Here is an 18,377-nt window from a genome sequence, read left to right as displayed (position 1 = left end):
TTTACTTCAAGTTTTTATTTGCGAAATCCCAGTTGACCAGCTCCCAGAAACCCTCTACAAATTTTGGTCGTGCATTACGGTAGTCGATATAGTAAGCATGTTCCCATACATCCAGCGTCAGCACCGGAGTCTTTCCTTCTGTAAGTGGCGTATGGGCATCTTTCATCGCCAATATCTCGAGTACTCCATTTTCATCCTGTGCCAACCACGCCCAGCCGGCTCCAAACAGCTTGACCGCCGTCTGCGAAAATTGCTCTTTGAAAGCCTCAAAACTCCCGAAATCCCTATCAATCAACGCACCTATTTTTTCAACAGGGGTAGCACCTCCATCAGGAGATAGGCAGTTCCAGAAGAAACTATGGTTCCAATGCTGGGCCGCATTGTTAAACAATGCTATATTTCCTTCCGAAAAACTTTTCGAAATTATAGTCTCTACCGTAGCCCCTTCCAATGCCGTGTCTTTGATCAACCCGTTTAGGTTATTGACATAGGTAGCATGGTGCTTGCCATAATGGTAATCAAATGTCTCGGCCGTGATGACCGGATCTAGCGCTCCGCTATCATAAGGGAGCTCCGGCAGTGTTAACGTAATCTTCATTATTGTCTATTTTTTTGTTTCAATATTTTTATTGCTCTTTTTAGTTGGCTGATCTGTTGCATACTGGCTGTAGCCATTCTCAGATTCGTTCTCATCAGATCTTCATCGCGGATCTGTCGCTCCAGATAGTTTTTATTTTCCTCCAGCAGGTCTATTACAAAATCCATAAGCCATTCCCTTTTTATTAATTAGCTCAACAAACTTACAAAGTTAGAATCATCTAACAAAATAGTTTAAACAAAAAAACATCTGAAACAATGTAAACTGCATGCTCAGGGCATCACCAAAATTGACATTATCCATCTAAAGCGATTACCTTAACATACTATTCAGCTGCAGGTTTGCCGGTTTTTATAGCGCATCTCGGGATAAATACTTTTCATTGGCGAGCTCTATCCAATGAGTGAATAAAAATCTTACATTTTTTCGTTCAATTTGCAGTTGTTTATTGCTAACTTACAGTGATCAACTTTTAAACTACGTTATTAACTATTTAATTCACCCCTATTATGACTGCATTTCAGATTATTGAATCTACAGAGCATTACGACGCGATAGTTGTCGGTTCTGGTGCTGGAGGCGGTATGGCCGGATATATACTGGCACATGCAGGTCTTAAGGTTCTGATGTTGGAAGCCGGACCTTTTTACGATCCTGCCATAGATGCCCTGCAACTCCGTTGGTCTTGGGAATCACCCCGGAGAGGTGCGGGCACGACACGCCCTTTCGGAGATTTTGATGCCGCTTACGGTGGCTGGGAGCTTGAAGGGGAACCTTACACCCGAGCCAGTGGCACTGAATTTGAATGGTTCAGGGCGCGCATGTTGGGCGGTCGTACCAATCATTGGGGCCGCATATCGTTACGAATGGGTCCAGATGATTTCCAGCCCAAAGATGGGGTTACTGATTCCTGGCCTATCACCTACGATGAAGTCAAACCTTTTTATGACCGTGTAGACCGTATGATCGGTATCTACGGTACAGTAGAAGGTATCCATAATGAGCCCGACGGTATTTTTCTGAAACCGCCAAAGCCCCGTCTCAACGAACTCTACATCCGTAAAGGCGGCCAAAAAGCGGGCGTACCTGTTATTGCCGGCCGGGGGTCGGTACTGACCGAAGCGCTGCCTGGAGTTAAGGATCGAGGCACTTGTTTTTACTGCGGTCAATGCGGCCGTTCCTGCAAAGTATATGGAGATTTTTCTTCCTCTTCCTGCCTGGTAATTCCGGCAATGAAAACCGGTAATCTAAAGGTAATCGACAATGCTATGGTCCGCGAAGTACTCACCAACGATGAGGGACTCGCTATCGGTGTCTCCTATGTCAACACCAAAGATCTTCAAGAATATAGTGTTAAAGCAAAAACAGTAATCCTCGGTGCCAGTGCCTGTGAGAGTGCCCGCCTGATGCTGAACTCCAAATCATCAGCCCATCCGAATGGCGTAGGCAACAGTTCGGGACTAGTAGGCAAATACCTGCACGACTCCACAGGTGCGGGTCTCAGCGGATTTCTACCCCAACTCCTCGATCGTAAACGCTATAATGAGGATGGCGTAGGCAGTGTACATATTTATTCCCCTTGGTGGCTGGATAACAAAAAGCTCGATTTTCCTAGAGGCTACCATATTGAATATGGAGGCGGGATGCGGATGCCGTCCTACGGAATTTTTGGCGGAACGGCCGAACTTGGCGACAAGATCCCTGGCAGGGATGGCAAACCTATGGGAGAAGCCGGTTACGGAAAAGCTTTAAAAGAGCAATACCGAAGGTTTTACGGTGCTGGGGTAGGCATGGCCGGACGTGGTACAGCCATCGCAAGATTGGATAATTACTGCGAAATCGATTCCAATAAAGTCGACAAATTCGGAATCCCTGTGTTAAAATTCCATTACAAATGGGCCAATGAGGAAATCCTACAAGCGAAACACATGCAGGAGACTTTCCAATCGATCATGCATGAAATGGGAGCTGTCATCACCTCCAAGATCCATGGTCCCGAAACAGCCTATGGCCTAGAAGCTCCAGGTAAGATCATCCATGAAGGCGGCACCACACGCATGGGCAACGATCCCAAAAAATCTGTACTCAACAAATGGGGACAGGCCCATGATTGCAAGAACCTATACGTGGTCGATGCCGGCCCTTTTGTTCAACAGGGAGACAAGAATCTAACCTGGACTATTTTAGCACTCTCGATGCGTACAGCAGAATATATATTACAGGAAAACAAAAAAATAAACGGATAAAACTATGAACAGAAGAGAATCACTCAAAGCATTGGGATTACTTGCCTCTGGGACAGGTCTGCTTGCTGCTTCATCCTGCGGACCAGAAAAAAATAAGGCTACCGATCATAGCGACAAGCCTCCTACCGAAAAACTCCCCGGAGTACAGGACTTTGAACATGAACGAAACCTAAAGCTACAAGCAGAACAGTTTTTTTCGGCACACGAACTGTCCACCATCACCTGTCTTGTCGACTATATTATTCCCAAAGATGAGTTTTCTGGTAGTGCCTCCGAGGCGGGAGTTCCCGATTTCATAGAGTTTATAGTCAAGGATATGCCCCATTATCAGACTCCTATGCGAGGCGGTCTTAAATGGATGGATATCCGGTCTCAAAAAAAGATGGGACAGGTTTTTATCAATTGCACGACGGATCAACAGATTAAGCTATTGGACGAAATAGCATTTCCCTCGCGAAGTATACCAGAGGTAGAGCAAGGGGTCAGCTTTTTCAAAACACTGCGCAATCTGACCGCTTCCGGATTCTATACCTCCAAGATTGGAATTGATGACTTGGGATATGTAGGTAACCGACCCGGAGTTTGGTCAGGCGTACCCGCAGAGGTATTACAGGCCCATGGATTTGCAACAGACGAGGGATAACAAAACTAAGTTCATTTTTCATACACTATTACCCGAATAAAACAACCCTGCCCGATGGTCGTTGAGTACTCCTATGGATCTACTAAGCGCTAGAATTAGATAAGCCTCCAAGTCAATATCTGCACACCATTCATCAAGTAATGCATAGCCAATACCTCCAAAAAAAGGTATGTTTGGATTTACTAACCCAATAAGCTATGAAATATGTTCAATACGACCTTAGAAATTCTTCCGGAGGTATTCCTCACTCACAGCAATATAATTGGCTATATCCTTTCGAGCCATATAGGGACAGGCCTCTTTGTGCAATTGTTTGAACAGCGCTATACGTGCCGATTTTTGCTTCATCTCCAATAACAGGAGACGCTCATTACTTTGTACATGCCATACATCCAATAAACTATCATAAACACGTACAACTCTAGGGAATACTTCAATAATACGATACAGCTCCTCTCTAGATAGTACAAGCAACTGGCACGGTACCAATGCATGAAAGTAAATCGCATTGGACTGCAAGGGGACAAAAATCAGCTGATCAGCCTGGATAATACGCGTTATCGTCTCAAGCTGTGTTTTTAACAGTACTCCTTTGGCCAGAAAACAAATATCGCCCCGATTGGAGACAAGGCGCTGGCCTGCGGCACAATGTATCGGAGTCAGTGCCGAATACAGCGCATTCCATTCGGCATAGAGATCGTCCTGCGCATAGTCCAGGAGCAATCTGCGCAATTGTAAAACAAAAATATCCATATAGATAGCTGTTGGTTATATCAGGCATATATAGCAAAAGACGGCCTCCAGACCAATAATATTTCCCAATAGACTACCAATACTTATGAAGACAATCTATTCCAACCCAAAACCGTTTTACATATACCTCAGGTCTCCCCGTCCTATCCACAAGTGCAACCAATCTAATACCTTATGATTTCCCTTACAATCAATACCTGGAAATCAGTTATTAACAGAGTAACTCATTTACTACACAGCACATGAAACAACAGAAATTTAAGGTAATCCTCTTGGATTACGACACTCAACAACACAAAACAGCAGCAGACGGCATCAAAGATGGCATCGTTCTACAAGTGATCGAAGTCGCACACAGTCCTCAGCTATTTCTGGTCCGTCAATGCAACAGTCTACAACGAATCAGGATAGACTTCGATCAGATCGTACGATTAGAAGCCGATGGCATGGATTGCATCATCTGGCTTCCTGACGGCATCCGCTATACGACCATTAAACCTATGGCAGCAGTCCTAGGCCGGCTCCCTGCCGAACATTTCAAAAGATGTCATCGATCGCACGTCATCAATGTCAATTATGTCCTCTCCGTGCAGCACAACAGCCTACAACTCGCACATACACGGATCCCTATCCCCATAGGTGACCGAAAAATCCACAGCGCATTCGATCTATGGGACAGAACAAATAGCTTATAAACCAAAAATGGACCTAATTATGGAAGACCACTTAATCCGTCTATATCTCACCGTCAAGCGCATGGTGGACTTGTTGGAAAACATCAGCGACAACACCGACCTACTGGCCGGAAAAAGCCAGTCAAAAGTGTATTTCAAAAGTGATGTCATGAGTGTACTACGCATCAGCGAAAGCACCTACAAGCGTTATGTCAAGCAGGGCAAACTAAAACCTGCCCGCATAGGCAGTATGGATATCTATCAAGAAGAGCATCTGAAACCGATCATCGCCGAACTCCAGAGGCGCGGACGGATGTAACGCATTCTAACATGCGATCAGACATCCAGTCCCGATGCACCAAGCAGGTGTCTTGGTGCATCGGGATCGCTACAAGCAGCAGCAATTTTCCTACTGTGCAAACCAGCAGCCAATGATCCATCATCGCTCCCCACACTTCCTCCCATGAATTCCAACCAGGCACCACTATCATCCAAACTTGGCCTATACCTATTCGATTGGAATACATCTTTGTGCTTACTTGGTATGCCTCCGTTACAACTTGCCACACTAAGTTTAAAACTTCTTGTAGTCTGTTTCAAACTTTATCCAGTCACTGACATAATCGCTCCATGGTGAAGAAAACACCTCTTATCTAAAAGCCCATTTCACCCATCCTGACTATACCATCTGACCTAAAAACAGGTCAATGTAGGTCATCTATAGATCAATTCGGTTCAACTACCGGCGCCCTCCCCCTGCTCAGACTATGTTTGCCTTAGATCAACGGGAAGCGCGCCTCAGAGATCGATATGGTTTAACAATATAAAGTAACAAAATCATGGTAGTAACACACCGAGCCCTGAATGGCTTTAAAAGCATGAAAGATGACGAACTGGTCATCACCGTACAGACTATCCTGCGAGCCATGGATAGCAATACACACTTCGTGACACCGAGTCCCGCACTAACAGCTGTACAGACCGAATTGGATGATTTCCTGACCAAGCTAGCCGCTGTCCGCAAACGCGGTGCTCCCGAAGACACCGCGTTAAAAAATGAGAGTCGCACTATCCTGGTCGACACGATGGCCAAGCTATCCTATTACGTCAACCTCACGGCCAATGGGGTACTCTCCGTACTACTGAGCTCAGGATTCCCTACAAATCCTGCTCCCACAACCACACAGCCGCCAGTAAAGGTACAGGGTGTCAAACTATTGGACACCAACCAATCTGGGCAGGTGCGGCTACAATTCCAGATGCAAAAGAAAATCCGCATCTACGAGTACCGCTATGCTAAGGGCACCGATCCAGAAAACTGGTCCGACCGTAGCAGCACCACTGACTCCCGGATTACGGTCATTGCTCCGCTGGAACCGGGGATACGCTATCTATTTCAGGTACGCGCCGTTAACCAGCACGGTGCGGGCGACTGGAGCGATAGCGCAACGATAATTGTAAGATAAGGAGAGCGAACCAAATTGACCTCCGAAGCTGGAATCTTTTCTAACGAAAATTTCCTAGGCTTCCTCTGGTCAATTTGGTTCTTGATAGGACAGGTTAGTAGTGGAAACTTCCCCCTATTAACCCTATCAACCTCCTTAACTTGATAACTTGATAACTCGTTCACTTGATAACACAAAAACTATGATAAAAACACATCCTTCATGGCTAGCCCAGGGCTGGCAGGAAGAACTCAGCTTAACAGAAAAAATGGCAATCGGGACCGTATTATTATTTAGTCTCTGGCTACTCGTTGCATCCATACTCAGCCTATTAGATCCTACCGCAGGACTACTCGACAGCGGGATATTGACTGTATTTATTTTCGGACTAATCGCCGCATGGCTCTCTGTATATATCAGCTTTTGGTTACAGGAACTCCTATGGTACCCCTTCAAAACCTTCAGAAAACAATTCAATTACCACTTTAATCAATTAACATCATGGCAACAATGTATTCTATACTTTTCAGTGTTCTTTTCACTGCTGTTTGCAGTATTGAAGGCAGTAGAAATAGTGTTTTAAATACTTTTTATGCGCCTAAATCACCGGCGCAGGGCGACTCCTTTTTGTTTGACCAAAAAGAAGGAAAAACCGGCCAAAGGGAGCTCATGGATACAAAAAACAAACACGTATCCATAACTCAAGGCTTGGCTGCTAAACTTCCCGCTCAAGCCGCGGGTGGCTCATACTTTTTTTCCGCTAAAAAGTATGCAAAAAACTCCTCGCTTAAACCACGAAGTGCTCTGCGAAGCAAAACTTTTGACACAGAGGAGGTGCATCCCAGTGCAATTGTCAAAAATTTTTTAGGCGATAAAGGAAGCGAATGTAAAGGATTAGCTTATTATACCACTTCATTACAATTGGGATTAATCTCGCCTTTGAAGCAGTTCCCCATTAAGGATGACCTTTTAGCATATGGAGTCAAAGGCCGTAAAGCTATAATTTACAAAAATTCACATTTTGCAGTACATAAGGATTTACCTTCGGTGAGCTCGCAAGCTCGGTTCCAGTCTAAGGGGAGGAAAAAAGGGGTGGGGACCTTGGAAACCGCCTTGATAGCTTTACGAAGCCGTGATGAACATAGGTTAAATAGTCTTGATCTTTGCGGCACTTTCTATCAAGGGAAAGTGCCTAGGTGGTCCGCCGATGAGGACAATAAAAGATATTTGATATTAACCATTGCTACAGCAGAACTAGGTGTAAAAGAATCAACGGGTAACAATGACGGCTCTCGTGTAGAAGAATACCTCCGCTATACGAATCTCGGTAAAGGCTACGAATGGTGCGCAAGTTTTCTTTCTTGGTGCTATGGCGAGGCTGGAATATCTCAACCACGCAATGCTTGGAGTCCAGCCCTATTTCCAAAAGCAAAACAGATAGACAAAACCAAAGCCCAACCTGCCGATATATTTGGGATTTACGGAGCCAGAGCGAAGCGTATCAACCATGTCGGTCTGGTCAAAAAACTAGAAGGAAACTATATCATCAGTATCGAAGGTAACAGCAATAACCGAGTAGAATCCAGACGTCGACATCTACGAACGGTGCATTCGATAGCAAATTGGATAGATTGACGGCTAGAACGAATCTGCGAATTCACGATTTTACATTTTAACTCTCTAACTCCTTAACGCTATAACCATGTCCTATTTTCAAACACTCATTATCTTTACTTCCCTAACTTTGCTCAGCTGCAACTTACAGAGGCAACGAAATAAGGCCTTATATGCTGAAACCACCCAAACTACGCAAAGCGAGTATCAGAATATCAGCAGTCATCACCTAATATCGGATAGCAGCCAGCGGCACTGGTCTTTATGGACTGACGGCTGGTTGTATTATCATCCAGATTCGGGATTGATTGCACAAAGAGGCGAACTACATTTGAGCGAATCCTTAAGAAAAGAACAAATGATAATACAAGTGCAAACACGACAAAGCGACAGCTCGAGTATCAAAACAATACAACAAAAAAAAGAGGATATCATCACAAAACAAAAGACAGGGATTTACTTTTGGCTATTTACATGCACATGTATAACGTTACTATACATCCTATACAGATTATGGAAACGTACACCACTTTAAACTTCCAGATAAAACCAGCATCATCCCAAATAAAACCAGACGATTCCCAATTCTAACCAGATTTTGCCTGTTTGTCCTTCCTACCTTTGGTATATACATACAAAGCTATACCTCGGGGCCGACAATCGGGAGAGAATCGGAAACGGGCGCACCTACAGCCAGATGTAGGCAACATAAAAAATTATAAACACTAAGTTCATTCAGATGACAAAAACAAACAAATTGTGGCTACGTGCCACAGCCGTATTAACATTAGCATTATGCTTATTTTTAGGAGTTCGAGCTTTTGAGAAAGAAGTCGAATTAAAATCCACCTTGGATCCGATTCCTGTTACAGTTTATTTCACGGAGAGTAGCGATAACCCAACACTACTCCAAGATGAAGACAATTGGTCTGATACACCCCATGGTAATTGTGGCATTGGGTCTTATCTATGCGAAGTAACCTATGATGAGAACCGTTATCCTACGCTAAGAGACTTTTTAGATGCCAATACAACGCAGGCTATGATTCAAGCTAATTCTTTAAGCTTTTCGTTTAAAAAATAAACTTTTCGTCACGTTTTATAAGGACGCAATCATCAATCTGATTGCGTCCTTTCTTTTGGTCTATCGCGGGTTCTGCTCCATACCACTCAGATCGATCACCCCTTCTGGAAACGGGAGATTAAATCTGGGATCATTGGCTTGTAAATAGTCTACATTTCCTCCCTGAGAAAACCTTTCTAAGGTTACTGCTCTTCCCTCGTTATTTAATCTTTTGACATCTCCCCATCTCAATCCACGAAATACCAGTTCCTTTCTTCGTTCTTGCAAAATAAAGTCCAGTAACTCCGTTTTGGATAAATCTTGAAGTATCGGGACAGTATTCTTTTTGTATCGTTTTTCGAGCAGACTCCGCATATATTCTTTTGCTCTATCTTGCCCTGTATTCCGAGCCTGACACTCGGCTGCAATCAGATACATTTCATCTACGGCCAACCCCGTAAACGGAGCCGCGTCTCCATAGTAGCTTCCTTTCAATTCGATCTTACCATTGTTTTGATAGCCAAAATAGATATCCCGTCTCAGATCGTCGCCCGAATAACTGGCCAAAAGTCCTGGATTCAAATAAAAATTGGCCATATATAACTGCATATACGAATGGTAGATAACTTCTTTGTTAAATATAGCAATAGGATAGTCTGCAGTAGTAGACAATTGATTAAAGTCGATCAATTCCGATTTTACTTTTAAAACCTCCTCAGCATAAATCAGTGCTTTTTCATATTCCCCCATAGAGAGGTAAATCCGTGCAGCCATTGCTTTAGCAGCCAATTTCGATGGCCTTGTAACATGCTCGGGAAGTTCAGGAAGGTAAACTATACTTTCCTCTATATCTTTTATAATCTGTGCATACGTATCTTTGACAGAAGACCTATAGGATGGTTCGTTAAAATTGGTGTTCAAACGAATGGGCATTCCCAATACCTTATCGTTATTGGGCACATTGTAGGCCGAAGACCAGATAATCGCCATGTCATACAGAAACTTACCTCTATAGAACAGTGCCTCTCCTTTTGCTTTATTCCATTCGCGAAGTTCTGAAGTAGATGGAGTGATATTTGGTAACTGCTCCAGTACTGTATTCGCATAATAAATAAATCGGTAATGAAATAACCATTCGATCAGAAAATCCGCACCAAACATATTTGCAGGTTTCCATAGATAAGCATTTCTTACAGGCTCTGGTTTTGAATTCAGATCAGCAGTATCCCAATAAAAATCATCGGTACTCAGCTCACCAAAAGTAGGATCCTGTAAAGACTCGTTTTCTTTACGCATTAAAGAAAGCAGTTGCTCCAGTTTTTCGGGAATTACGAGTCCTTTTCGGGGCTTGGCATCCAAAAAACTATTACACCCTATAAAAATAGAACTTAGCATTAAAAGACCACAAAATATAATCTTATTCATCTCTATCAAAGTTTAGAAGTTAACATTTAGTTGTAGCGACCATGTACTGCCAGGCAGAATACTTGACCGATAGTGTACTGGATCAAGCTTCGCGTTATTAGCGCGCCAGAGTATCCCCAATTGTTCCCCTGTTAATTGAACAGAAAATCGCATTTCACGCTTGGTAAAGGTTCTACCCAGAGCAACCTGCTGCAAACGGATATGATCTCCACGTTCTACTGTTGCTTCAGAATTCATATAAACGGTATTTCTATTGTCATCAAGCGGATACACGAAAGATGGAATATCCGTATACATCTCATCCCCTGGAGTCTGCCAACGCTTCAAATAGTCGGCATGTGCACTGCGTGGTGTCCCCATCATACCAGAATAGAAAACCGTAGTACGACGGAAGTAATAACCCAAATCATACTGCAAACGAAAAGAAACGTACCAATCCTTATATGCAAACTGATTCCCTAGGCTTCCAAACACCGTAGGGATAGCCGATCCAGAATACACCAACTCTTCCAGATCTTTGTTCCGATAAATAGCATTATAGTCCTTCGATTGCTCCCCATTGAGCTGACCTATAGGGTCGCCATTGGAAGGATCCAAACCATTCCATTGAAAAGAAAACATGCTATAAAGCGGAAATCCTTCGCGCTTACTAGAAGAAAGCGCTGTAGAAGTTACAGCCGTACCGGCGGTCAGTGCTGCAGGAAAGTTGTACGATATCACGTTGTCCTTATAGTGTGACAATAACAATGAGCTGGACCAAACGAAAGTTTCCCTACTTATATTTATACTCTCAAGATTTACATCCAGACCTTTCCCTTTTAATGCAGCAGTATTTTTTATTACCGACCCACTTACCCCTGTAGTATAATCCACATCTACTGGACCAAATAAATCTGTAGATTTCTTGACATAATAATCTATACTTCCACGCAACCTATTCTGTAAAAGCCGAAAATCCAATGCTACATTACTCATCCCTACCTTTTCCCACCGGAGCTCGGGATTCGCATACTGCGAGATATTGCCGATAGGCTTACCGATATATTGATTCTGCAAACCATAGAACATAACCGTCACCGCTGACTGAGACTGATCGACATTGCCACTATAGCCGTATGTCGCTCTTAGCTTGAGGTGATTTACAAAAGGAATATCTATCCAAGGTTCATTGCTGATGATCCAACTCAAACCAGAGGACCATAATATATTCCATTTATCATTGGTATGTAGGCCAAAAAGATTAGATGCATCCCGACGACCGCTAACGCTCAGCATATAACGATCTTTGAAGCTATAGCCCGCATTAGCAAAGTAGGACATGTATCGGTTATCACTATCTCCAAAACCATCATTGCCGGGGATAATGGCCTGAGTCTTGGTAATAATGTTGGGAAAGCGCGTAATCGGATCATGGGTCAGAAAAGTGTTGTACTCCTCATCGTAACCATATCGTCTTACTCTACTGGAAGCCGAATTTCGCTGTCGTATTTCGCTCCCCAATAAGGCATCCAACTGATGCGCTCCCCAGCGTTTGTTGACATCAGCCTGAAAACGGACATTATGCACCTCCAGTAAGCTGTGTGACAAATCTTTGATTCCTCCCTTCGGAATATTATATTTTACAGTATTGCTCTTAGCATCTATTACCGAATATTGATTGATATAATTGCGCGTAAAGTAATTGTCCAGACCATACAACATATCATCAGTTACCTGCTGTCGCTCATATTGATACCTGCCGGATAATTTCAATAAATCAAACAGTCTATACGTCACACCGGTATGGATCAGGACATGTCCTGTGGCTACAGTCTTTTTTTTGCTTTGATCATCTGTAAGCGGATAATAATTCCAATCCATCAGCAGTCCGCCTCCCAGTGTGTCTATATATTTTTTACGATAATTGCCCCGCAGTGCGGCAGGATTTCCATCCCCATCCACCAAATTACTGTAGAGAGGCAAAAGCCCGTCATATCCATCACGTCCAGAAGTACTTTTGGACTGGCTGGAGCGGAGTCCCAGATCCCAATCCAATTCCTTCAACAGCTTAAACTCTCCATTGAACCCGACGGTAGTCCTCTCGTACCCCTCTTTTAGCATCGACAGATTTCGATCGCGGGATATATTAGCTCGCCAACCCGATTTTTCTGTACCCGAAGAAATATCAAAAGCATATTGCCGATTAAAAGCATTACTGTAAACCAGATTCTCGTAGCTTCTAAAAATATTGTTTTCGCCAAGAGCTGTAAGAGCGTACTCCAGCTCCGTCTCTGAAATACGTCCATTCTTATGATCGATCAATAATTCATAAACTGGCGAAATATAGGGTCTGCTCTTACTGGAAGTATCAGAAAGTTTGTAGCCCAATCGAAATTTATCCCGTTCAAAATCCACATATTGCTGAGGAGAAAGCATATTACGGTCATTCATTTTAATATTCCCTCCTAGCGCTAGCGTACTCTTGAAGCCAACTTTTAATCGCTCATTAAGCCTCCCTTTTTTTGTCGTGATCACAATTACCCCATTTCCTGCACGTGTCCCCCAGATAGATGCTGCGGCAGCATCTTTGAGAATACTGATAGAAGCTATTTCATTGGGACTGATCTGGTTGATATCACCTTCAAACGGAAAGTTGTCAACCACAATCAACACGCCGCTAGGTCCTATAATCGTACTGAGGCCTCTAATCGTCAGTTCCTCTCCTGCCAAGGTATTGCGATCCATCTTCAACCCGCTGACAAGTCCTTCAAGACGAGCCAGCACATTTGATCCAGGCACCTGATCATAGGTCTTCATATCCACCGCATCGAATGCACCCGTAGCCCGTTCTTTGGGAATACGTTGATACCCTGTTGACACTTCAACTACCTCTATCTCTTTGGCCAGATTAGATAATACGATCCTATACAGGGAGTCCGATTGAGCAATGGTCACCTTTATGGGCTGATAGCCGATATTAGATACTGTAACAGCATAAGGCATCTCTCGGACAATCGTTGTAAAGAGTCCCAGAGCATCTGTCCCTCCAATTGATTTCCCATTCGAATTGCTTATTCCTGCTCCATCGATAGCTTTTCCATGGGCATCAACCACTTTGATCTTAATCTTATGCTGTGCCTGTACCGCTATACCCAACAGTAAACAAGCAACGATCAGTAATGTCCTGCTCATATTCTGGCCTCCTTCCCATCGACTTGTTTACCATAGCGACCGTTGACGTCCTGCTCGAGCCACCAGGACGACATAGATTTGTATTGGGTAAACACATCCCGCAAGGATCTTGCCTTGTCCGCCAGAATCTGTAGCGTAACATATCCCTCATTATATCTCTTCCAATCGGTACTCTTCATGAATTCAGAAGAGTATTCGATCTCAACAAGAACTTCTCCTTTTGTCTGGGCAATACGTTTTAAAAACCATTCATATATCGCTCTCTGCGAAAAGTTTATAAAGTAATAATTGGTACGTTCCCTATGAAATGGCAATGCACCAAGGCCACCGCCGGCACCGTCCAGATAACCTTCGTAATAGAAACTACTATTTGCAGTGCTGAGGTCGCCCATACTGTTCGTAAATATGCCATTCTTATCGAGATTGACTTTCTCTATCCAGCGAATATTGCCCCCCGTAAGGTACTCCTTTACATAGCGTCCTTCCAATGCCGACTCTGAAGTATGCGAAAGAACTTTACCCTTGGTTATCCACGTAAAATGAGGATAGGTGTATTTTGTAATCCACTTCGTAAGCACACTATCTTCTACTACAGACCATAGTTTGACATTTTTAGCAATTTCGTTTTTAGCGGTAAATGATTTTATTTTATCTGCCTTTTCAAACGAGATTGGTATTACCATCATATCATCTTTAAACTCATCCTGTAGCGCTTTTACAGCGGGCATTGCAGCAATACAGCTACCACACCAAGTACCCCAGAAATCCAATATGATCAACTTCTTGTCGCGATAGTCGCTCAGTCTAATAAACTCCTTCCCTTCAGGATGATTCACGATCTTTAATGGTAAGTTCCAAAGCTCTGCCGGAATAGCATCGCCCACTTTAAGCGGCTTAACCGTGCTAAGCCCTACGGCCTCCTGCCCGAAGGCAGGAAATACCGTAAAGGCACTAAACAACACACAGAATAATATTATACAGGCTAATGGCTTATGGCCTATAGCTGATAGCAGCCAATCAAATCTTCGATGTAACGCTGTACACCTTCTAAAAATGTCGCCTACAAAGCTTTTGACAACTGCAGTGTGACGCACTACCATCGTGTCAAAAGGTTTAAGCGACGAGGTTTTTGCATACTTTTTGACGGGCAAAAAGTATGAGCCCCTCCTGGCTTGAAGGAGCATACCTCTCCCACTCCTTAAAAAATTCTTCATTTTTCGGTTATATTATGCAACAGCTCGAACCATTGCGGATTCAAAAATCTAGTACGATTTCTGAATGGATATGCGGTATTTCATATGGTTTATAATCGGTTTTTTACCATCCATTCCAGAAATAGATAAAATACCGACCTCCGCAGATATTGACCAACAATACCGGCATGCATCATTTTAGTTGATAGGCAATAAAAACTGTCTTATCTTTAAGCTACGAAACAATAAGATAAACCGATTCTCTTGATCTATGTGGACTTGTTTTCATATGATGGAGGTCGGATTACGGAAAAGGGCTTTGACGTATTTTTTAAACGTCATTGCGCCGCGTCCCGAGCATCGGGAAGGAGTATTCTACAAGCAGTAGAAAATACCACACGGCTTTCCCCCTTCTTTGATCCGTAATATCTGTTAAAGCCCTACTCCGGCGAGCAGGGTATGTTCTTTATATGTAAGCGTTGTGCATACCAGGATGACCGATGGGACACCGGTGGCTGGTCTTTTGTTGTTTTTAAGTTCGTTCTCATCATTTATTTGGTTATATGAAGAACGAGCGAAAATGCAAAAGGCAGGGTTATCTGTCTCCTACCTAACTTCAGGGACTAGCACCCCCAACACAGTATTCAACAGGCCCTGCCTAAAGACTGCGTAAATATACACAATATCTTTAGACGTGGGTTAAACCTGTTGCCTCATGTTGGTAAAGTTTGCTAGTCTTTGAAGTTAGAGGCTCGTTCAACTCACGCTCCGCTTACGCAGAGGTAGTTAACTATTTTATCACCAATCCTAGATTGGCTATACAAATATACAAACACAAAACAATACTACCAACATATTGGTGGTTTATTTTTTTATAGAATATGGAAGATCTTTTGAAATCAAACCCTTTGTACAGGATAGAATACGAATTAATTAAAAATGTGAAAGCCATTCGTACTATAAAAGGCTTATCTCAAGAAAAACTAAGTAATAATATGGGGTTATTTAAGACCTTTGTTTCTAACTGTGAATCGCTTGGAGAAGACCAGAAGTATAATATCCGTCATTTAGGTCTATTAAAGAAAGCACTTAATCTCGACTCTTTAGACGAGCTCTTCCCTAACGGGATTCCTGCGGACGAGCAGATTATTATCCGTTACAAAAAGGTGCCAAAGAAAAAAGCGGACGGCACCGACTCCAAGCTCTTCGAAACGGTAGTTGTCGACATCATCCTAGCCGAGGAAGAGACCAAAGCCGCCAGTAATAAAAGGAAAAAGTACAAAAATGATTGACAATCAGAATAAGCCAAAAATGATTGACAAAAGAGTAGGATTAGCTATATTTGGAATTTAATAAAGATATAATATTATGAAACTTATCGATGTGAATGATTCTGTTATATATCATTCCTAAAACAGCTGTTGGTTACAAATCTTATCAAAATATCGTCCGTAGAAGGCAGCTGATCTAGTGGAGGGACGAGTTCACTAAAAACATATAAAAAGGAGAGCTATGCTCTCCTTTTACAGTACTTCCCTACAGAATGTCGTAGAATCCTGCTTAAGGAAAGTACTGGGCGACATACCCATGACATGTTTAAATGTCCTATTAAAATTGGAAATACTACCAAAACCGCATGCATAAGCAATATTGGCAATAGGTTGTTCGTCATTATTCGTCTTAAGCATCCTACAGCTTTCAACGACTCTGACCCGATTCAGATACCCCTTAAATGTTAAACCGGTATGTTTCTTAAAATACCGGCAAAACGCCTCAGGAGACAGGTAAACGCTATCTGCAACGTTAGAAAGCGACAAAGGCTCCGCATAATTGTCTGCAATATATTGACAGACAACCCGAATACGCAACGTCGGTAAGCTATCTGCTTCTTCATAAGCTTTCAGCTCTAGCTTAAAACTATCTTTATCGAGAGGGTGTACCTTGTACACCAACTGTAAAAACTGATATAATTGTTTCATTAAAAAGGCTTTCAGAAAGTCTCAAATAAAATCAGCGTATTTAATGTCAGTACTTTGATTATGAATAGTTCATATTGATTAAACAAATCTCCGCTCGTCAAGAGCATTGATGACACGTCACACCGTTAAGTACTGCTTGAGTGTCTCTGGAAATGAACACCATACAAAGCTGGTTGGCCAATTGGTTCCGCGGCCTCCCATCTTTGCCGAAGGCAATAGACTATCTGCAACTGGATTTGATTGTCTGATATCGTTTTACTGCGCCGTACTTGCTACAGTAAACAGCATAGTCACTGCTACAAATAGCTTTCCTTTATCATCTTCATCGTAATTTTTATCTTCGATTGTTCTACTCACCAAATATCTCTATCATTTTTTGGTGCAAGTACACGCCGTGTGGATTACGGTCGACAATGGTTCCATCAGGACCAATAAGTAAGTAGAAAGGTATTGACCAGTAAGCATATGTCTTTATATCCGATTCTTTCGTGAAAGGATGGGTAGCATAAGCTACGTTTTGCCAAGGCAAGTTCTCCTCCTCTATCGCCCGGAGCCATCTTCCCTTATGACTATCCACTGAAATGGCTAATATTTCTAACCCCTTAGCATGATACTGCTCATAGACCTGCTTCACAAAGGGAAACTCTTTGCGGCAGGGTACACACCAAGGCCCCCAGAAATCAAGTAACACATACTTTCCTTTGCCTACGTGGTCTGAGAGTTTCACCAATTTGTAGGTAGGGTCTATAAGGTTCATATCAGTAAATTTTTGGCCCACCGCATATTTTTTAGTTTCATTGGCTATTGCCTCTATGCTTTTGAAATAAGATGTTGTTCTGATATGGTCAGAAAACACAGCTAGTAATTCATCTATTTCTTCCGCCTCAAAGATGCCTTCATTGGAGGAATAAATTGCTTGTTCTAATGCGTAAACAGCGGCAATGTTGTCACCATGGCTTCTGATAAATTTTTTGTAAAACCTCGCTATTTCATGGTCAATTTCCTCTATGGGTCTGACAGCCGCTATCCCTTCCTTCAAATCAACATCTGGCCTTTTGGCCAAATAGGCTTTGTATGGAGCAGATACTGTTTCTAGAGCGGACCACAGAGGCGTCATTCCTTGGATATATTCCATGTATCCGGCATTTGACTTGGAGCCGCTAACCCTTATACTAGTAAAATCATAGGCTAAAGATTTAATCTTCGCAGGAAGCATCTTGTCTATATCTGCTTCAATAAATATTTTTTCACTATTTTTTAAGAACAGTGGTATATGTGGTCGCTCAATGTATTCCATATCGGCTGTAAAAAAACTACGATCGTCAGTCAGAAAGATCTTGATCGCATAAGGTTCAGGTATCGCCACACTTCCTTTAAAATGAAATTTTCCACCCTTTATGATCGTGCTGTCTACTGCAACCCTGCTCTCTTCTCTATCTCCTTTTAAAAGGTGAACCGTCATACCTTCTACATTCCCAAATATTATACCTTCAATAGTGAAGGTGTCCTGACCTTTGGCTGTCAATGCAGTAATTATTATTGTTAATAATGATAATAGTTTTCTTCTTTTCAT

Annotated in this window: 18 protein-coding genes; 9 read left to right on the top strand and 9 right to left on the bottom strand. The window is 42.7% G+C overall.

Annotated elements, in window-relative coordinates:
- Position 1 precedes the first annotated feature (1 nt).
- Both JKG61_RS00560 and JKG61_RS00555 read right to left on the bottom strand, forming a co-directional pair.
- On the bottom strand, positions 2–598 hold the full coding sequence (locus JKG61_RS00560; RefSeq protein ID WP_237249324.1) for a superoxide dismutase: 597 nt from the start codon (positions 596–598) through the stop codon (positions 2–4).
- Positions 598–765 (bottom strand): hypothetical protein, encoded by a 168-nt coding sequence (locus tag JKG61_RS00555; RefSeq protein WP_202101050.1) that lies wholly within the window; start codon positions 763–765, stop codon positions 598–600. Before JKG61_RS00555 ends, JKG61_RS00560 begins: the two co-directional genes overlap by 1 nt.
- Before the next feature lie 342 nt (positions 766–1,107).
- Here JKG61_RS00555 and JKG61_RS00550 point away from each other — a divergent pair, with 342 nt between their 5' ends.
- Entirely contained in the window at positions 1,108–2,844 is a 1,737-nt protein-coding gene (locus JKG61_RS00550) for a GMC oxidoreductase (protein ID WP_202101049.1), read from the top strand.
- A 4-nt stretch (positions 2,845–2,848) separates the two neighbouring features.
- Positions 2,849–3,487, top strand: coding sequence for a gluconate 2-dehydrogenase subunit 3 family protein (locus JKG61_RS00545; RefSeq protein WP_202101048.1), 639 nt, complete (start codon positions 2,849–2,851; stop codon positions 3,485–3,487).
- Between the two features lie 219 nt (positions 3,488–3,706).
- On the opposite strand, the gene JKG61_RS00540 is transcribed toward JKG61_RS00545, so the two are convergent.
- Entirely contained in the window at positions 3,707–4,240 is a 534-nt protein-coding gene (locus JKG61_RS00540; protein WP_202101047.1) for a cyclic nucleotide-binding domain-containing protein, read from the bottom strand.
- Between the two features lie 338 nt (positions 4,241–4,578).
- Here JKG61_RS00540 and JKG61_RS23040 point away from each other — a divergent pair, with 338 nt between their 5' ends.
- Together JKG61_RS23040 and JKG61_RS00530 are read left to right on the top strand one after the other, a co-directional pair.
- Positions 4,579–4,935: a LytTR family transcriptional regulator DNA-binding domain-containing protein gene (locus JKG61_RS23040; protein ID WP_202101046.1), complete on the top strand. Its 357-nt coding sequence runs from the start codon at positions 4,579–4,581 to the stop codon at positions 4,933–4,935.
- A gap of 19 nt (positions 4,936–4,954) precedes the next feature.
- A complete protein-coding gene (locus tag JKG61_RS00530; protein ID WP_202101045.1) occupies positions 4,955–5,233 on the top strand; it encodes a MerR family transcriptional regulator in 279 nt (92 codons plus the stop codon).
- A 17-nt stretch (positions 5,234–5,250) separates the two neighbouring features.
- Here the strand turns inward: JKG61_RS00530 and JKG61_RS00525 are convergent, their stop codons facing one another.
- Positions 5,251–5,481, bottom strand: a complete 231-nt coding sequence (locus JKG61_RS00525; protein WP_202101044.1) for a hypothetical protein — start codon at positions 5,479–5,481, stop codon at positions 5,251–5,253.
- Positions 5,482–5,753: 272 nt separating this feature from the next.
- Between JKG61_RS00525 and JKG61_RS00520 the strand changes: the two genes are divergently transcribed.
- The 4 genes from JKG61_RS00520 (at position 5,754) to JKG61_RS00505 (ending at position 9,057) form a co-directional block, all read left to right on the top strand.
- A complete protein-coding gene (locus JKG61_RS00520) occupies positions 5,754–6,380 on the top strand; it encodes a fibronectin type III domain-containing protein (RefSeq protein WP_202101043.1) in 627 nt (208 codons plus the stop codon).
- A 181-nt stretch (positions 6,381–6,561) separates the two neighbouring features.
- A complete protein-coding gene (locus tag JKG61_RS00515) occupies positions 6,562–6,942 on the top strand; it encodes a hypothetical protein (RefSeq protein ID WP_202101042.1) in 381 nt (126 codons plus the stop codon).
- Entirely contained in the window at positions 6,861–7,994 is a 1,134-nt protein-coding gene (locus tag JKG61_RS00510) for a CHAP domain-containing protein (RefSeq protein WP_237249323.1), read from the top strand. Before JKG61_RS00515 ends, JKG61_RS00510 begins: the two co-directional genes overlap by 82 nt.
- Before the next feature lie 718 nt (positions 7,995–8,712).
- Positions 8,713–9,057 carry a hypothetical protein gene (locus tag JKG61_RS00505; protein WP_202101041.1) on the top strand — a complete coding sequence of 115 codons (345 nt, stop codon included), beginning with the start codon at positions 8,713–8,715 and terminating at the stop codon, positions 9,055–9,057.
- Between the two features lie 60 nt (positions 9,058–9,117).
- Here JKG61_RS00505 and JKG61_RS00500 read toward each other — a convergent pair whose 3' ends face one another.
- The 3 genes from JKG61_RS00500 to JKG61_RS00490 are packed head-to-tail and all read right to left on the bottom strand — an operon-like array spanning position 9,118 to position 14,846.
- On the bottom strand, positions 9,118–10,461 hold the full coding sequence (locus tag JKG61_RS00500; protein ID WP_202101040.1) for a RagB/SusD family nutrient uptake outer membrane protein: 1,344 nt from the start codon (positions 10,459–10,461) through the stop codon (positions 9,118–9,120).
- 12 nt (positions 10,462–10,473) lie between these two features.
- Complete coding sequence (locus JKG61_RS00495; RefSeq protein ID WP_202101039.1) at positions 10,474–13,632, bottom strand: SusC/RagA family TonB-linked outer membrane protein; 3,159 nt, start codon at positions 13,630–13,632, stop codon at positions 10,474–10,476.
- Positions 13,629–14,846, bottom strand: coding sequence for a TlpA disulfide reductase family protein (locus tag JKG61_RS00490; protein WP_202101038.1), 1,218 nt, complete (start codon positions 14,844–14,846; stop codon positions 13,629–13,631). Before JKG61_RS00490 ends, JKG61_RS00495 begins: the two co-directional genes overlap by 4 nt.
- 860 nt (positions 14,847–15,706) lie before the next feature.
- On the opposite strand from JKG61_RS00490, the gene JKG61_RS00485 reads away from it, so the two are divergent.
- A complete protein-coding gene (locus JKG61_RS00485) occupies positions 15,707–16,117 on the top strand; it encodes a helix-turn-helix domain-containing protein (protein WP_202101037.1) in 411 nt (136 codons plus the stop codon).
- 231 nt (positions 16,118–16,348) lie between these two features.
- Here JKG61_RS00485 and JKG61_RS00480 read toward each other — a convergent pair whose 3' ends face one another.
- A complete protein-coding gene (locus JKG61_RS00480; protein WP_202101036.1) occupies positions 16,349–16,804 on the bottom strand; it encodes a helix-turn-helix domain-containing protein in 456 nt (151 codons plus the stop codon).
- Positions 16,805–17,153: 349 nt separating this feature from the next.
- Positions 17,154–18,377, bottom strand: coding sequence for a TlpA disulfide reductase family protein (locus tag JKG61_RS00475; RefSeq protein ID WP_202101035.1), 1,224 nt, complete (start codon positions 18,375–18,377; stop codon positions 17,154–17,156).

The organism is Sphingobacterium faecale (assembly GCF_016746095.1).
Classification (GTDB): Bacteria; Bacteroidota; Bacteroidia; order Sphingobacteriales; family Sphingobacteriaceae; genus Sphingobacterium; species Sphingobacterium faecale.
This window is presented reverse-complemented; position numbering and strand designations above follow the sequence as displayed.

What these genes read in the sequence shown, in the direction of transcription:
- JKG61_RS00490 (WP_202101038.1), bottom strand. Translation starts at nt 14,846, where the DNA reads ATGAAGAATTTTTTAAGGAGTGGGAGAGGTATGCTCCTTCAAGCCAGG.
- JKG61_RS00545 (WP_202101048.1), top strand. Translation starts at nt 2,849, where the DNA reads ATGAACAGAAGAGAATCACTCAAAGCATTGGGATTACTTGCCTCTGGG.
- JKG61_RS00515 (WP_202101042.1), top strand. Translation starts at nt 6,562, where the DNA reads ATGATAAAAACACATCCTTCATGGCTAGCCCAGGGCTGGCAGGAAGAA.
- JKG61_RS00550 (WP_202101049.1), top strand. Translation starts at nt 1,108, where the DNA reads ATGACTGCATTTCAGATTATTGAATCTACAGAGCATTACGACGCGATA.
- JKG61_RS00560 (WP_237249324.1), bottom strand. Translation starts at nt 598, where the DNA reads ATGAAGATTACGTTAACACTGCCGGAGCTCCCTTATGATAGCGGAGCG.
- JKG61_RS00480 (WP_202101036.1), bottom strand. Translation starts at nt 16,804, where the DNA reads ATGAAACAATTATATCAGTTTTTACAGTTGGTGTACAAGGTACACCCT.
- JKG61_RS00495 (WP_202101039.1), bottom strand. Translation starts at nt 13,632, where the DNA reads ATGAGCAGGACATTACTGATCGTTGCTTGTTTACTGTTGGGTATAGCG.
- JKG61_RS00540 (WP_202101047.1), bottom strand. Translation starts at nt 4,240, where the DNA reads ATGGATATTTTTGTTTTACAATTGCGCAGATTGCTCCTGGACTATGCG.
- JKG61_RS00520 (WP_202101043.1), top strand. Translation starts at nt 5,754, where the DNA reads ATGGTAGTAACACACCGAGCCCTGAATGGCTTTAAAAGCATGAAAGAT.
- JKG61_RS00475 (WP_202101035.1), bottom strand. Translation starts at nt 18,377, where the DNA reads ATGAAAAGAAGAAAACTATTATCATTATTAACAATAATAATTACTGCA.
- JKG61_RS00485 (WP_202101037.1), top strand. Translation starts at nt 15,707, where the DNA reads ATGGAAGATCTTTTGAAATCAAACCCTTTGTACAGGATAGAATACGAA.
- JKG61_RS00555 (WP_202101050.1), bottom strand. Translation starts at nt 765, where the DNA reads ATGGATTTTGTAATAGACCTGCTGGAGGAAAATAAAAACTATCTGGAG.
- JKG61_RS00500 (WP_202101040.1), bottom strand. Translation starts at nt 10,461, where the DNA reads ATGAATAAGATTATATTTTGTGGTCTTTTAATGCTAAGTTCTATTTTT.
- JKG61_RS00510 (WP_237249323.1), top strand. Translation starts at nt 6,861, where the DNA reads ATGGCAACAATGTATTCTATACTTTTCAGTGTTCTTTTCACTGCTGTT.
- JKG61_RS00505 (WP_202101041.1), top strand. Translation starts at nt 8,713, where the DNA reads ATGACAAAAACAAACAAATTGTGGCTACGTGCCACAGCCGTATTAACA.
- JKG61_RS00530 (WP_202101045.1), top strand. Translation starts at nt 4,955, where the DNA reads ATGGAAGACCACTTAATCCGTCTATATCTCACCGTCAAGCGCATGGTG.